This is a genomic window from Oligella sp. HMSC05A10 (assembly GCF_001808335.1).
Classification (GTDB): Bacteria; Pseudomonadota; Gammaproteobacteria; order Burkholderiales; family Burkholderiaceae_B; genus Oligella; species Oligella urethralis.
Genome location: NZ_KV792961.1, coordinates 29738 through 44332, shown reverse-complemented (window position 1 = coordinate 44332; position 14595 = coordinate 29738). Strand labels below are relative to the sequence as shown.

Sequence of the window (14595 nt, the reverse complement as noted above, 5' to 3'; positions counted from 1 at the left end):
TGGGTCTACTTATGCATTTTTCAACGGTGGCTTTATTTGGTCGGTATCAGGACTCGGGTATGGACACCCCCTTACGCAGGATGGCTGAGATTCTCAAGCATGCCGGATTATCCGTCGTCCTTGACAAAGACACGGCCATACACACCGGGGTCAAGGAGTATCCTGCTATCGAAGCCTCAGAGATGGGCGGCAAGGTGGATTTAGCGGTGGTGATGGGTGGTGACGGTACGGTGCTAGGCGTCGGTCGCAAGCTTTCACCCTACAACATCCCCATTCTTGGCATTAACCACGGTCGTTTGGGCTTTATTACCGATATCCCCATGGAAAATGCGACCGAAGCGCTGGAGGCGGTACTTGAGGGTAAGTTTTCTAAAGAAAGTCGCAGCCTTCTCAGTGGGGAAGTGATCCGTGATGAGGCAGTGCTGACCAGTGATCTGGCGATTAATGACGTGGTGCTAAATCGCTCCGGCTACGGCGGCATGATCGAAATCGAGGTGCTGTATGACGACGATTTGATGTATAAGCAGCGCGCAGACGGCCTCATTGTATCAACCCCGACCGGCTCAACCGCCTACTCACTCAGCGCCAACGGACCGATTATGCACCCAGCGCTGGAGGCCTTTTTACTGGTACCCGTGGCGCCACAAACACTCTCGGCACGCCCGATTGTGGTACCGGATAACGGTGTCTTAACCCTCACCCTACAGGATATTAGCCGTGGTGGTTACGGTGCAAGTGTACATTTTGATATGCAAACCTGGATTAATTTGCATATAGGCGACAAGGTGGTGGTCAAAAAAGCCCGGCATAAGATGACTTTTTTACATCCCATCGGCTATAGTTTCTTTGGCACCCTACGCCATAAGATGAATTGGAATGTCATGCCTACCAACTAAACGATCATTCTCCTATGCTTAGCTCCCTACATATTCGTGATTTTGTTATCGTCGAAAAAACCGATCTACATTTTGAGGACGGTTTTACTGTGTTTTCCGGTGAGACCGGCGCCGGTAAATCAATTTTAATTGATGCCCTGAGCCTGGCACTGGGTGGTCGCACCGATGTGGGTGTGATTCGCGAGGGCTGTGAGCGCACTGAAATCAGTGCCGTTTTTGATCCCAGCCCGGCCGTTGCCGACTGGCTAAAAGCCAATGGTTTCCGTGATGAGGAGTTGATCGTACGCCGCATTATCACGCAACAAGCCAAGAGCCGTGCCTTTATTAATGATAGTCCTTGCACCCTGTCGCAACTTAAGGCACTAGGTGAGATGCTGGTCGATATTCATGGGCAGCATCAGCACCAGAGCCTACTTCAAAACACAGCTCAACGGCAATTACTTGATGCCCATGCACAGCTTGGCGGATTATTAACCTCATTAGCTGAACGTTGGCGTACTTGGCAAGAAAATCAACAAAAATTAGATGATTTTTTAAAGAACGAGCAGCAACGCAAATTAGAGCAAGAGCATTTGCAATGGCAAGTTCAAGAGCTAAGCAATCTTAAGCCTCAAGCCGATGAGTGGGAGCAGATTGACCAATCCTTTAATCGCCTCTCCAATGCCGCTGCGCTATTAGAAGGTGCGGGTGCGGTGGTGGAACAGCTTGACGGCGAGGAGCAAAGCATTATCACCATGCTTAATCGCTGCCTACAGAAGATCCAACAGCTTTCAAGCCATGATTCGAGTTTAGCCCCGATCGCTGAAAGCTTAGACGCGGCACGTATTTGCTGTGTAGAGGCTACGCACGATTTAAATCGCTTTTTGGATGAGGTGGAACTCGATCCTCAACGCCTAGAAGAAACCGAGCGCCGTATGCGTCAATTGTTTGATGCCGCCAAAAAGTTTAATAGCCCACCGGAGTCATTGCACCTTGTCTTAAGTGATTTAGAAAGCCGCTTAGCCGAGTTGGAGTTCGGTCTTAACGTCGATGCCTTGCAGGAACTGGTTGCACAAAATAAGCAGGCCTATATGCAGTTAGCCGAGGAGCTATCCGCTGAACGTCAAAAAACGGCCGCCACACTTTCTAAGATGGTGACTGAGGTCATGCAAACGCTTGCGATGCAAGGTGGTCGCTTTGAGGTTGCACTACAACCCGCCGCACCTTCTATTCACGGCATTGATCAGGTGCAGTTTAATGTGGCTGGTCACGCTGGCACCACGCCGCGCCCCTTAAATAAAATCGCCTCTGGGGGTGAGTTAGCACGTATATCCCTTGCCCTCTCGGTCATTGCCAATAAAGCGGGTCAGGTACCTACGCTTATTTTTGATGAGGTGGATACGGGTATTGGTGGCGGTGTCGCTGAAATTGTCGGTCGTTTACTTAGACAATTAGGCAGTGATCATCAGGTACTTTGTGTTACGCATTTGGCTCAAGTCGCCGCTTGTGCACACCATCACTTTGAGGTTAGTAAAGAGGAGCAAGACGGCACCACCCGCTCGAGCATCAAGCCACTCAACGAGCAGCAGCGTATACATGAAGTCGCCAGGATGCTGGGCGGCCTCAATATCTCCGAGACCACATTAAAACATGCCGCAGAGATGCTTAAGCACTAAGCCTTTAGCAAAAAATAAACCCCTGATAGCTGAGCAAATCTGCAAACGCTATCAGGGGCGATGATTTGTAAGCTGCTAAGTCACGCCATTAGCGAATTTTCTTTGCACATTGACTGCAAATACCGTAAAGCACTAAGGCATGGCTCTCTAAGACAAAATCATACTTTTGAGCGATGATATGTTGACGCTCCTCAATGGCCTCATCAACAAACTCAACCACTGTCTTGCAAACGGAACAAACCAAATGGTCATGATGACTACCATCATCAATTTCATAGACCGCACGACCATTATCAAACTGATGCTTAGTTAAAATACCCGCTTCTTCAAACTGCGTTAGCACACGATATACCGTGGCTAAACCGATCTCAGTATTTTCATTAAGCAATATACGGTATACATCCTCTGCACTTAAATGACCGGCATCAGGACGTTGGAAAATTTCTAAAATCTTTAAGCGAGGATAGGTCGCTTTTAAACCCATGCTTTGTAAGGCCTGTGATTCACTCATGTATACCCCCAAAATTAACAGTCATCACTCTGTCGATCATAATGCAATTAAAAAATAAGACGACAGTAAAGCGCTTAAAAAATGAATAAATACGATTAGTAAACTTGCAACGCCCCATTTTAACACAATGAAACTCGAATCTATAGATAAAAGCTATCAGCTAAAAACGATCTAATCAGAATTTTCTATAAATAAACGCTATGAGCTAAGCGCCACTTAGCTAAATAAAAATCTATTTGCGCTATCCCTAGAGTAATTTGTGATTTAGTGCTTATGCTAGAATTAAACGTTAATATACATGGTCAGCGATAATCTTTTTTTCAGCTTAAATTATTTTACAGAGTATGCTTATGAATCAAGTTGCCAATAACAAGGTCTCACCATCAGGCGTAGCGATCAAATCGGGTAGCGCCGGTATTGCAAAGCTGATAGCCGTTGCAGCCCTCGTGACCTTAGTCGGCTGCTCATCGGGCAAGTGGGGCTTCCCCTATCGGGCACCGACACAACAGGGTAACTGGGTAACTGCGGAGCAGGTATCCTATTTACGCCAGGGCTTTACTAAAGACCAAGTTCTATATGCACTCGGTACGCCTACTCTGGTGGACATCTTCCACCCTAATCGTTGGGACTACCCATATCACTATAAGCCGGGTTATGGTAAGCCAGTACATCGCAACCTTTCTTTATGGTTCGATGAAAATGACTTATTAGAGCGCTGGGCGCATGATCCCCTACCTGAAGGTCAGCCAGCCGATTTTGAGACACAGCGCTCAAGTATTTCTGCCACACCTGAGAACCCCGAGTTTGATGCTAGCGCAGCAGCCACAGAGGATGGTTTTCAAACGACGCCGCTAGCAGAGTAGATTTGATTAATTTATTGTTATAGGATTTTTTATGCGTATTGCAGTTGCCGGTGCCAATGGTCGGATGGGTCGCATGCTCGTTGAAGCAGTTATTAATCATCCTGAGTTAAGCCTTGCTGCCGCACTTTGTCTGCCGGGCGCTGATGAAGAGGGGCGCGATGCGGCGGACTTTCTTGGTATGAAGTCTGGCGTAACCATCAGTAGCGATTTATCCGTGCTCGCACATGCTGATTGTCTCATTGATTTTACTCGACCAGAGGGTACACTTAATCACCTTACAGCATGTCAAAGCCATGGGGTTAAGATGGTCATCGGCACCACGGGCTTTAGCGCCGAGCAATTAGCTACGCTGGAAGCGGCCGCAAGCGAGATTGCTATTCTTTTTTCACCCAATATGAGTATTGGCGTCAATGCGCTTTATTTACTTTTAGAAAAAGCAGCGCAACTTTTCAATGACGACTACGATGTTGAAGTCTTTGAAGCTCACCACCGCAACAAGGTCGATGCCCCCTCAGGTACAGCCCTTAAAATGGCTGAGGTGGTGGCGCAAGCCAAGGGGCGTGATCTAGATAAGATTGCCGATTGGGCACGTCACGGCGTGACGGGCGTACGTGAAAAAGGCCGGATTGGCTTTAGCGTATTTCGCGGGGGCGATGTGATTGGTGACCATACGGTAAGCTTTGCAGGTCCAGGCGAGCGGATTGAGCTCACACACAAGGCAACTAACCGCACCATCTATGCCTCTGGCAGTATACAAGCTGCCCTCTTCCTTAGGGACAAGAATAAGGGCTTCTACAGTATGCGCGACCTGATGGTCTAGCTAGACCACAAAGGTAGGCTCAGGCTCCAAGTGGACGTTAAATTTATCCCACACGTCCGCTTTTATTTTATCCGCTAATTGCGCAATATCCTCAGCCGTGGCGCCGCCACCATTGACGAGCACCAAGGCCTGTCGCTGATGTACCGCCGCACGCCCCAAGGCTCTACCCTTCCAAGCGCATTGATCAATTAACCAACCAGCCGCTAATTTATAACGACCATCAGCCTGTTCATAAGATGGCATCGTGGGGTATTGCGCCTTTAAGTCATGATGGCATTGAGCATCAACGATAGGGTTTTTAAAAAAACTACCTGCATTACCGATTTCTGCTGGATCGGGCAATTTAAAGCGACGTACAGCACAAACCTGATTAAACACCTGCGCAGCGGTGATCCTATCAAGGCAGGCATTATCCACTTCATCTAAGAGCGGCTTTAAATCAGGGTAATTTAATTGTGCCTGCCATGGACGCGGTAATTTAAAGGTCACAGAAACAATTAATAAACCACGTCCACCCTGCTTAAAATAACTATCCCTGTAGCTAAAACAACACTGCGCATTACTTAAGGTAGCAAACTGCTTTGTTGCAAAATCAAAGACCTCAACCTCGTAACAAAAATCCTTAAGCTCCCTACCATAGGCTCCAATATTTTGTACCGGGGCTGCACCCACCGTACCCGGTATCAGGGCAAGATTTTCTAAACCATGCCAACCCTGATCCAAGCAGTACTGTACAAAATCATGCCAAAGCTCACCGGCAGCCGCTTTAATTAAAAAATAATCTGCTTCTTCTGCAAGTAACTCAATCCCTTTTAGTTGGTTATGCACAACAAAACAATCTATTTGTGGCGCTAAAACAACATTACTACCACCACCTAAAATAAAAACTTGCGCTAATAAAGCCTGCTCATGCAGATACTCAGCAAGTGGCAATAACTGTTTTTTTTCTTTTAAATCAATATATTGCTTTGCTTTAGATGACAAAGCAAAGGTATTAAAACGGCTTAAATCCTGCTGAGAGGTGATAGATGAGGCAATTGATGTAGATAACATTTTTTTGACATGACTAATTTCTTAATGCTAAGATTATATCTTAGCTTGATTGATGACTTAGCTTTTTCAAAAGCACCTGACTAATTCAAAGTCGCTTCGATGATGTTTTAGGCTTTTTGTAGTAATCAAGTCACAAAAAAAGTTTTTAAGTAAATTTTTTACAACAAACTAAAAAAGCTGTTGACAAGCTTAAAAACACCATATATAATTTTAATCTTTACTAATCACTGATTAGCAAAACGATTAAAACAAATGCGGGAATAGCTCAGTTGGTAGAGCGCAACCTTGCCAAGGTTGAGGTCGCGAGTTCGAGACTCGTTTCCCGCTCCAGATTTAAAAACCCGGTCACTTGACCGGGTTTTTGCTTTTCTGCCTACGCCTGATCATTGCTTTGTGGTATTGGCATTTTACCTCCCTGCCCTGCTCATCACACTAAGCATCACATCCTCATGACCACGAGTGACAATGGATAAGTTCCAAGACGCTTATAAAAAATGCAAAAAAAAGATATAATGCCTATCTATAAAGGCATTCTTGACTCTTAAAGAGGATACTTTATAATTAACCTGGTTCGGCCTTGATAGCCGAGCTCCTGCTTTTTACCCGTATGTCATGTTATGACTCGAGGCACTTATCATGAAAAGAAGAAGTTTTTTACTGACACCGCCTGCTTTGGCGCTAGGCTCCCTTGTTTTACCTAATAAAGCCATTGCGGCTCCCTTAGCCATTCACAGCAACTCGACCCTATTAGCACGCCGTGGCAAGGGTCCACGCATCGTAATTTGCGGTGGTGGTTGGGGTGGTTTGACCGCGGCACGCTATCTAAAGCAGAAGCTACCTGAAGCTGATGTGATTCTCTTAGAGAAAAACCCGACCTTCTGGTCCGGTCCCATGAGCAACAAGTGGCTAATTGATGTGGTTAATACTGATTTTGTTAATCACGATATGATTGGCGTCGCCAATAAATACGATTACACACTTATCAATGTTGAGGTGACTGGTTTTGAACGCGACAAGAAAATTGTCCGCACAGCCAGAGGCGCCATTGATTACGACTACCTAATTTTAGCTGGTGGTATTCGCAATAATTACGAAGCTTGGTTCGGCGAAGACAGAGAGGCTGCCGAATTTACCCGCAAACACTTCCCTAACGCCTACATCCCCAACCAGGAGATGTTGACGCTGAAGGAAAAGGTCAAAAACTTTAAAGGTGGCACCATTGTCATGACTTTACCGCCACCACCACACCGCTGCCCACCATCGCCCTACGAGCGTGCCTGCTTAATGGCGTGGTACTTTAAAAAGCATAATATCCCCGCCAAGATTATTATCTTAGATCCTAAGCCAGTGATCGCACCGATTACCGAGGGCTACAAAATGGCTTTCGAAGAGCTTTATCCGGATATTATTCAGCACGTGCCGAATGCCGTGGTTAAAGAAGTGGATCCATATAATAAGAAAATCGTCACCGCCGCCGGTGAGTTTACTTTTGATGATGCGGTATTAATGCCACCACATCAGGCCTCTGATATGGTTTGGTACGCTGATTTAATCGTTAAAGACAAAGACGGTAAACTCGGTGATTGGGCCGATACGCATCCACGCTTATTTACCGCAAATAGCGATGAGGACGTCTATGTGATTGGAGACTCTGTCGGCTTTATCTCTGATCAATTCGGCTACTATCCTAAAAGCGGTCACGTAGCAAATGCGCTGGCCAAGATTGTGGCACAAAACATCTATGAACGCGTTAAAGGTCAAGAGGTCGTACCGGTGCTACCCGATAACCTCTGCTATATGCTGGTTAATGCGGAGCCACGTGAAGCAATTGCCGTTATCTTTGAATATGAATTAGATGCTAGCGGCAAGGTGATTCAAACTCAAATCGATATGGATGTCAGAACCCCTGACTTTGTAGAAGAAGACTTTAAGTGGATTAAAAGCAAGTTCGACGACTTCTTATAAGTCCAATTTTTTTCTACGCCATCTTATAAGTTGCACTGCCCTTCTTTACTACTAGGGCTGTGCACTTACTCACCCAGACAAGTATCAAGGTTTTTATTCATGGCCAGAAAACACGAAAGACGTGAGTTTTTACGCATACTATCAATGACGGCCTTGGGCACCGCGCTTTATAGCGGCGGGATTATCTCAGGTTTAAGCTTATTAACACGAACTGCCCAGGCTCAAAGCGGCTCGGCACCTGCCCCTGTCGCTCAAGAGGAGGCGTTGCAAGGTGCCTCGATGGCCGAGGTGCAAGCATTAATTGACAACTTTGTCGGCGACAAAGAAGTGATCGACGAGGGTTTACGTATGATCATGGACCCTCTAGCGAGCAACCCCTCCAGTATCCCGATAAAAGCCGTGTTAGATGAGGAGATGAGTGAAAGCAATTATTGTGAAGAGCTGATCTTTATTACCGAGGGTAACCCGATTCCACTTGCTTGTCGTTTCAAATTTACACCACTCGCAGGCACCACGGAAGTGAGCTTTAGAACACGCCTGATTGATGCGCAATATATCCGTGCTTTAGCACGCATGAATGACGGTCGTATACTGAGCGCCAGACGTTATGTGACGGTCGTTGCCGGCGCCTGCGGCATGTAATTTAGGAGAGCCTGATGATAGAAAAAAAGCCACGAATTTGGCTCAGTAATGCCGCGCCCGCCAAGGGGGAAATGGTGCGTGTACGGGCAGTCATTGTGCACCGCATGGAAACGGGCCTTAGGCTAAATAGCGAGGGCAAAGCCATTCCGCGCAATATTGTTAATAAGTTTACGGCCACCTTTAATGGTGAATTATTATTGGAATGGGAGCCGGAAACAGCGATTGCACAAAACCCCTTCCTTGAATTTACCTTTGTTGCCAAAAATTCCGGCAAACTCGTCATGCGCTGGGAAGATGATGAGCAGCAGATAATCACCAGCGAAACTGACATTACGCTTAGTTGATTTATTCCTTAAAGGTTTATCTATGAAATTCTCCTCCCTCAAGCTCGCTGCCTTTTTGCTGACGGCGGTGGCTGGACTCAGCCAAGCCCATGCTCAAGACCACGCTGAAGCGCCACTCTTTGATGCCACCGCTTTAGCCCATAGCTGTTTAAACTGCCATCATGCCAATGGCACGCAAGCCTCAACTGAACGCATGGCGATCCCTAATATTTTTAATCATTCTGCTGAAACAAACTACCAGTTATTGGTGGCTTTTCAACAAGAAACGCTTCCACCTAACACCACCATTATGAATCGGTTAATAGGTGCTTTTAATGAAGATGAACTAAAAGCAATTGCTGAGGCAGTTGCTAAGATGAAGGTGGCACAGTAATGATGAGCAAAAAAGTTAATTTATCTCGCCGTCAATGGCTTAGTCAAGTAGCCCAGTTTAGTGCGGCCGGTGCGGCGATTAGCGCTTTTCCAGCCATTGCCGCTAATGCCTCCGCTCATGTGGTTATTGTCGGCGGTGGTTTTGGTGGCGCAACTGCCGCACGCTATGTGAAGCGCTTTAATCCAAGCATTAAAGTCACCTTAATCGAGCCTTCCAAAACCTTCTACACCTGCCCTTTCAGCAATTTGGTCTTAGGCGGACTGAGAAGTATGGAACAAATTGCGCATAGTTACGATCATTTAAAAGCTTTCGGCATTGATGTGATTCATGATTATGTGACGGTGATTGATGCGGATAAAAAGACCGTACGCCTCCAAAGCGACAATGACATTTCCTATGATCGCTTGCTATTATCCCCTGGGATTGATTTCCGTTGGAATGCGCTTGAAGGCTATGATGAAGCTGCCGCCGAACGAGCGCCACATGCTTGGAAAGCGGGTGCACAAACGGTACTTTTAAAAAAGCAGTTAGAGGCGATGCCGGACGATGGAAACTTCGTCATGGTAGTACCAGAAGCCCCTTTCCGCTGCCCGCCTGGTCCATATGAAAGGGCCAGTATGGTGGCCCATTATTTAAAGCACCATAAGCCCAAGGCCAAATTAATTATCCTCGACGCACAGGAAAACTTCTCCAAACAGGCTTTGTTTGAACAGGGTTGGAATACATTTTATGCTGATATTATCGAACGCATACCCCTATCCTTAGGTGGTAAGGTGACTCGTATCGATGCTAAGGCGCTAGTGGCTGAAACTGAGTTTGGTGATGTGATTAAGGCCGATGTGTTAAATGTGATTCCACCACAGCAAGCCGGCTTAATCGCTCAACAAGCAGGCGTAACTAATGAGAGCCTGTGGGCACCGATTAATCCTAATACCTTTGAATCTACCTTAATACCAGGGATTTATGTGGTGGGTGACGCAACCATTGCCGCACCAATGCCTAAATCAGGCTTTTCTGCCAATACACAAGCTAAAGTGGCCGCTGCTGCTATTGTGGCAGATCTGGCTGGCAAGGAAGCAACGCCAGCTCACTATGCGAATACCTGCTACAGTTTAATCGCACCGGATTACGGGATTTCTGTGGCTGGTGCCTATACAGCGGTTGACGGTAAAATGGTTGAGCGTTCGGGTGGTGTTAGCCCAATGGATGGTGATGCTGACTTTAGAAAGCGTGAAGCCGACTACGGTGCGAATTGGTATGAAGCGATTTGCTATGATATCTGGGGCACGAAATTCGCCTAGACTGTACGCCATTTAGATCACTCTCTCCGATGGTGAGCTGGGAAAGTATTAAGCCTTATTTAGAATAATCTAAATAAGGCTTAGTGTCATTTGTGGGGCGACTGTTCACATGGACTGTGAGCCGCCGAAGATGGAGACTAACGGAACCAGCCTGCAGCCTTTAATCGCGCCGCCTGCTGACGATTCAAATCAGCCGCTGCCTGTTCTGCATAAGCGCGCTCACCACGTTCATAACGGGGTGGAGCCTTACGGCAACTACTTGGTGATAATAGACAACGGTTATCTGCTTTAGGCGCAGCGCTGCCACCATAGGTGGGTGTCTGCTTGCTACCACAAGCTGCTAAACTTACCAAGGTACCTACTAAGACAAACCTAGCCACTGTGCTGAAAAACTTCACCGCTTCTCTCCGACATTAAAATCACTGATTGATTTTACTACAACTATTTTTTCTTGCAATGGCCTTATAGCTGAGAGTTTATTCTCGCAAAAACGATTTTAAGCTTGCATTATTTACTAGTTGTGCTATCATTTACTGCTTAGGTTGGCGCGATAGCAAAGTGGTTATGCAGTGGATTGCAAATCCATCTAGAGCGGTTCGATTCCGCTTCGCGCCTCCACCGCTTCCTTTCAGTAGCTTTCAAAAGCTGTCTGAATCAAATCATCCAAAAACCACAGAGCAAGCAAAAAAGCGATGATCAAAAGAACGGCAACCCGTTCATAGACTCGCACACGTTTCGATGCCTCTAAGTACATTTCTCTTTCTTCTTCGGTCGAATTTAGGTCGTAAAAAGGATCTAGCTTTGCGCACTCAGTGTCAGGAAACAAGTTAATAAACATAGCGAAGCTACCCCATTCTTAACACAGGCCGAAAGCAGAACGTGCTGGGGCATTACCCTCTACCATGTGATGTGATTACACCTTTTTCGTACACCCCCTACTTACACTTCCTTACTTCTCTTACGCCTGTTTTGCAAACACTTACTAAATATCAATCCACGGGCTCGATTGCCTTGTTACTATGAAGCTGTAAACAATAGTTAGAAGTTAAAGTTTATAAGCTTGGAAGGGCTTAGTTTTAAGTCATTTTTGCTTATCAAAGCAATTGTCATTATCAACTAGGAACAGGAGATTATCATGAAAGGTATTATTTTATGGTTGATGGGTGTACCCATCTTCGTTATTATCTTGCTTTATTTATTCGTATTCTAAATAGACCATTCCCTGTCACTTAGGACAGGACAAATCAAGCCACCGGCATTTCTTTATTGAATTCGGTGGCTTTTTTAGTCAAACTATAGTTTTCAACAACGACATACTGCTTATCAATCATCATGCCTGCACAAGGCGCGTGAGAAGTTTATGACCCTTGAGATTTTTCTTGTAATTGCAATCACCCTCGTTGCCATGGTGCTGTTTATCACTGAAAAAATGCGCTTTGATGGCATTGGTATGTTAGTGTTGGGTAGTTTGGTCGTCTTTGGACTCATCACGCCCACGCAAGCCCTCGCTGGTTTTAGTAATGAGGCAACCATTACCATTGCTGCCATGTTTATCTTGGCTGCGGCACTTGAAGACACAGGAGCCTTAGACTTTCTTGATAAGCTTTTTAGTCGGGTTAAGTCGCCACTTGGCTTTTACCTATTACTGTTTCTCGTCTTAGGCATCGTCGCACCATTTGTTAATAACACGGCGGTGGTTGCGGTACTGATTCCAATTGTGATTAGCGCCAGTTTAAAAATCGGCATTTCTCCCTCCAAAACCCTCATCCCGCTATCCTTTGTGGCACAAATGGCTGGCGTGATGACGCTTATCGGTACCTCGACCAACTTAGTTGTAAACTCGGTCGCCAAGGAGGAGGGCTACCGTGGCTTTGGCATGTTTGAGTTCCTACCACTGGGACTGATCTGTTTTATCGCTGGCTGTTTTTATTTAATCACCCTTGGTCGTAAGCTACTGCCAGATGTGAAAAGCTCAGAATTAGATAACCTCTATGAGTTCGGGCACTATGTGACAGAGCTTTACATCACCGAGGACTCGCCCTTAGTAGATAGCTCTTTTGCCGATGAAGACATTGTCCAAGATTATAAGATTTATTTAATTGAAGCCAGACGCAATGGGGAGATCATCAGCTCACCACGTTCTTCCAAACTAGATGAGGGTGATATTTTATTAGTGCGTGGGCGCTGGTCCGACATCTTAAAGCTGACGGAGGACAAAAAGCTCAAGGTCAATAATCAGCTCCAATACGGTAAGAAAGTGCCTGAAGATGCTAAATGGATGATGACGGAGGTGATGATTGGACCAACCTCATCAGCTGCTGGTAGACGGCTCGTGCTGTTTAATCGTACGTGGACGTATAACACCTTAATTTTAGGGATTCAACGTCGCGGTAGTATTATTCGTAATAAATTAGATAGGGTACGGCTTCAGGTGGGGGATATTATTATGATGGCTATCCCCGAGGACGACTTACCAGCGCTGCGGCGTGACAAAAGCGTCATTATTCTCTCACAAAATCATGCCCCTACCAATAAGCGTTGGAAAGGTCCTATCTCCTTAGCGATTGTGGCTGGGGTGATTTTGGTTGCGGCCATTGGCTGGATTCCAATTGCGATCAGCTCCTTAATTGGCGCCCTATTGCTAACGCTCACTAAGAGTATTCGAGCGGATGAGGTGTATACACAGACTAACTGGCCTATTGTGATATTAATGGCTGGCTTGATGCCGCTCGGTGTGGCGATGAATCAAACCGGTGCAGCGGAATTTATTATTTCTAATAGCTTAGGCTATTTCCAGGACTTCGGGCCGCATGTGATGTTGGCCATCTTGTATTTACTAGCCTTATTAATGGCAGAGATGATGAGTAATTCGGCTGCAGCAGTGCTATTAACCCCATTGGCTATGTCCACGGCTAAGCTCCTGGGCACCGATCCGACGCCGTTTTTAATTGCCATTACCTTCTCCGCCTCCACCAGTTTTATTACCCCGATTGGCTATCAAACCAACACCATGGTCTATGGTGCAGGCGGCTATAAATTTACTGACTTCTTTAAAGTGGGGATGCCGCTGAACTTGATTTTCTGGGGACTGGGCGTGTTCTTTATCCCAATCTTCTGGCCATTTTATAATTAATCTTCAAAGGCCGCAGCGGCTCGTTGTAAGCGATCGTTGACGGCCTCCCAACTTTGATCCTCCGGCAACGGCTGTACAGCAATACGCGCATAGCCTTGCTGATCCAACTCCCGCAACAATCGATATAAACGCTTAGCATATTGCGCTGCGTCCAGCGGCATCTGAATATAATCCACGCCAGGATGCGCAGGAAAGTGCGCAGGCTCAAACACCAACACGGCCCAAGTGGCTTTGACCTGCTTAGCCTCGGCTCTAGGAATATGGTTAATGACTTGAATAATAGTAGCCTCTGAGCGAGGTAACCATTGCAACAGGGTTTTAGGTGCGTAATGTGCTTTAAGACTACCCGAGACCTGCGGCGCATTCTCATCTTTACTACGCGGCTCATAGCCCAAAACCTCAGCCAATTGACGCCTGCTAATATGGCCCGGTCTTAATAAGGTTGCTGGTACGCCCTCAGCAATACGCGACAGATCCACAATGGTCGACTCAATCCCGACCTCAGCATCCTCACCCGCTAACACCCAAAGCTCACCCTGTTCTACCTCACGCGCAAACTCAGCGAGCACGTGCTGATACTGTGTGGGTGAAACCTGACCAAATTTATTAGCCGACGGTGCGGCCACCCCACCCTGCCCATTAGGCCTTTGTCTGGCAAACTCTCGCAATAAGGCTTGCGCCGTTGGATGGGAAGGACAACGTAAACCCACGCTCTTTTGACCACCACTCACAGCGGCAGGAATATGCTCAGCGCGCTCTAAAATCAAGGTTAAGGGACCAGGCCAAAAGGCCTTAATCAGTAATTCCGCCTCATGAGGAATCTGCTTTGCCCAATAGGACAAATCCGCTTCCGGCGCCAAGTGCACAATCACTGGATGGTTACTTGGTCGCTCCTTGATTTGATAGATTTTTGCAACGGCCTGTGGATTTTCAGCGTCAGCGCCTAAACCAAATACTGTCTCAGTGGGAAAGGCAACTAAGTCACCTTGGTTTAAGCGCTCAGCGGCCGCTTGAATTGAATGGATCAACATGAAGATAC

14 protein-coding genes and 2 tRNA genes are annotated in these 14595 nt (G+C 46.5%); 12 read left to right on the top strand and 4 right to left on the bottom strand.

Annotation, left to right across the window (positions count from 1 at the left end):
* The first annotated feature begins 11 nt into the window (after nucleotides 1-11).
* Entirely contained in the window at nucleotides 12-896 is an 885-nt protein-coding gene (locus tag HMPREF3144_RS10715) for an NAD kinase (RefSeq protein WP_036558630.1), read from the top strand.
* A gap of 14 nt (nucleotides 897-910) precedes the next feature.
* Nucleotides 911-2551 carry a DNA repair protein RecN gene (gene recN / locus HMPREF3144_RS10710; RefSeq protein WP_070477851.1) on the top strand — a complete coding sequence of 547 codons (1641 nt, stop codon included), beginning with the start codon at nucleotides 911-913 and terminating at the stop codon, nucleotides 2549-2551.
* Nucleotides 2552-2639: 88 nt separating this feature from the next.
* Here recN and fur read toward each other — a convergent pair whose 3' ends face one another.
* Complete coding sequence (fur, locus tag HMPREF3144_RS10705) at nucleotides 2640-3062, bottom strand: ferric iron uptake transcriptional regulator (RefSeq protein ID WP_018025710.1); 423 nt, start codon at nucleotides 3060-3062, stop codon at nucleotides 2640-2642.
* A gap of 350 nt (nucleotides 3063-3412) precedes the next feature.
* Between fur and HMPREF3144_RS10700 the strand changes: the two genes are divergently transcribed.
* Nucleotides 3413-3925, top strand: a complete 513-nt coding sequence (locus tag HMPREF3144_RS10700; RefSeq protein WP_018025709.1) for an outer membrane protein assembly factor BamE — start codon at nucleotides 3413-3415, stop codon at nucleotides 3923-3925.
* Nucleotides 3926-3956: 31 nt separating this feature from the next.
* The gene (dapB, locus tag HMPREF3144_RS10695) at nucleotides 3957-4745 is read left to right on the top strand and encodes a 4-hydroxy-tetrahydrodipicolinate reductase (RefSeq protein WP_018025708.1); all 789 of its coding nucleotides are present in this window, start codon (nucleotides 3957-3959) and stop codon (nucleotides 4743-4745) included.
* On the opposite strand, the gene murB is transcribed toward dapB, so the two are convergent.
* The gene (gene murB / locus HMPREF3144_RS10690) at nucleotides 4746-5798 is read right to left on the bottom strand and encodes a UDP-N-acetylmuramate dehydrogenase (RefSeq protein WP_018025707.1); all 1053 of its coding nucleotides are present in this window, start codon (nucleotides 5796-5798) and stop codon (nucleotides 4746-4748) included.
* Nucleotides 5799-6052: 254 nt separating this feature from the next.
* On the opposite strand from murB, the gene HMPREF3144_RS10685 reads away from it, so the two are divergent.
* The 6 genes from HMPREF3144_RS10685 to HMPREF3144_RS10660 all read left to right on the top strand — a co-directional run bounded on the left by HMPREF3144_RS10685 (nucleotide 6053) and on the right by HMPREF3144_RS10660 (nucleotide 10423).
* Nucleotides 6053-6128, top strand: a tRNA-Gly gene (locus tag HMPREF3144_RS10685).
* A 306-nt stretch (nucleotides 6129-6434) separates the two neighbouring features.
* Entirely contained in the window at nucleotides 6435-7763 is a 1329-nt protein-coding gene (locus tag HMPREF3144_RS10680) for an FAD-dependent oxidoreductase (protein WP_036558635.1), read from the top strand.
* A gap of 99 nt (nucleotides 7764-7862) precedes the next feature.
* The gene (locus tag HMPREF3144_RS10675; protein ID WP_036558638.1) at nucleotides 7863-8405 is read left to right on the top strand and encodes a thiosulfate oxidation carrier protein SoxY; all 543 of its coding nucleotides are present in this window, start codon (nucleotides 7863-7865) and stop codon (nucleotides 8403-8405) included.
* Between the two features lie 14 nt (nucleotides 8406-8419).
* Nucleotides 8420-8749 carry a thiosulfate oxidation carrier complex protein SoxZ gene (soxZ, locus tag HMPREF3144_RS10670; RefSeq protein WP_052043592.1) on the top strand — a complete coding sequence of 110 codons (330 nt, stop codon included), beginning with the start codon at nucleotides 8420-8422 and terminating at the stop codon, nucleotides 8747-8749.
* Nucleotides 8750-8771: 22 nt separating this feature from the next.
* Nucleotides 8772-9122, top strand: coding sequence for a c-type cytochrome (locus HMPREF3144_RS10665; protein ID WP_036558640.1), 351 nt, complete (start codon nucleotides 8772-8774; stop codon nucleotides 9120-9122).
* The gene (locus tag HMPREF3144_RS10660; protein ID WP_083290449.1) at nucleotides 9122-10423 is read left to right on the top strand and encodes an NAD(P)/FAD-dependent oxidoreductase; all 1302 of its coding nucleotides are present in this window, start codon (nucleotides 9122-9124) and stop codon (nucleotides 10421-10423) included. Before HMPREF3144_RS10665 ends, HMPREF3144_RS10660 begins: the two co-directional genes overlap by 1 nt.
* A gap of 137 nt (nucleotides 10424-10560) precedes the next feature.
* Here the strand turns inward: HMPREF3144_RS10660 and HMPREF3144_RS10655 are convergent, their stop codons facing one another.
* Nucleotides 10561-10821 carry a hypothetical protein gene (locus HMPREF3144_RS10655; protein ID WP_018025701.1) on the bottom strand — a complete coding sequence of 87 codons (261 nt, stop codon included), beginning with the start codon at nucleotides 10819-10821 and terminating at the stop codon, nucleotides 10561-10563.
* 146 nt (nucleotides 10822-10967) lie between these two features.
* On the opposite strand from HMPREF3144_RS10655, the gene HMPREF3144_RS10650 reads away from it, so the two are divergent.
* Together HMPREF3144_RS10650 and HMPREF3144_RS10640 are read left to right on the top strand one after the other, a co-directional pair.
* Nucleotides 10968-11041 (top strand) — tRNA-Cys (locus tag HMPREF3144_RS10650).
* Nucleotides 11042-11783: 742 nt separating this feature from the next.
* Nucleotides 11784-13556, top strand: a complete 1773-nt coding sequence (locus HMPREF3144_RS10640; protein WP_018025698.1) for an SLC13 family permease — start codon at nucleotides 11784-11786, stop codon at nucleotides 13554-13556.
* Here the strand turns inward: HMPREF3144_RS10640 and HMPREF3144_RS10635 are convergent.
* Nucleotides 13553-14587: an L-threonylcarbamoyladenylate synthase gene (locus HMPREF3144_RS10635; RefSeq protein WP_048769029.1), complete on the bottom strand. Its 1035-nt coding sequence runs from the start codon at nucleotides 14585-14587 to the stop codon at nucleotides 13553-13555. The genes HMPREF3144_RS10640 and HMPREF3144_RS10635 overlap by 4 nt on opposite strands.
* Between the last annotated feature and the right edge of the window lie 8 nt (nucleotides 14588-14595).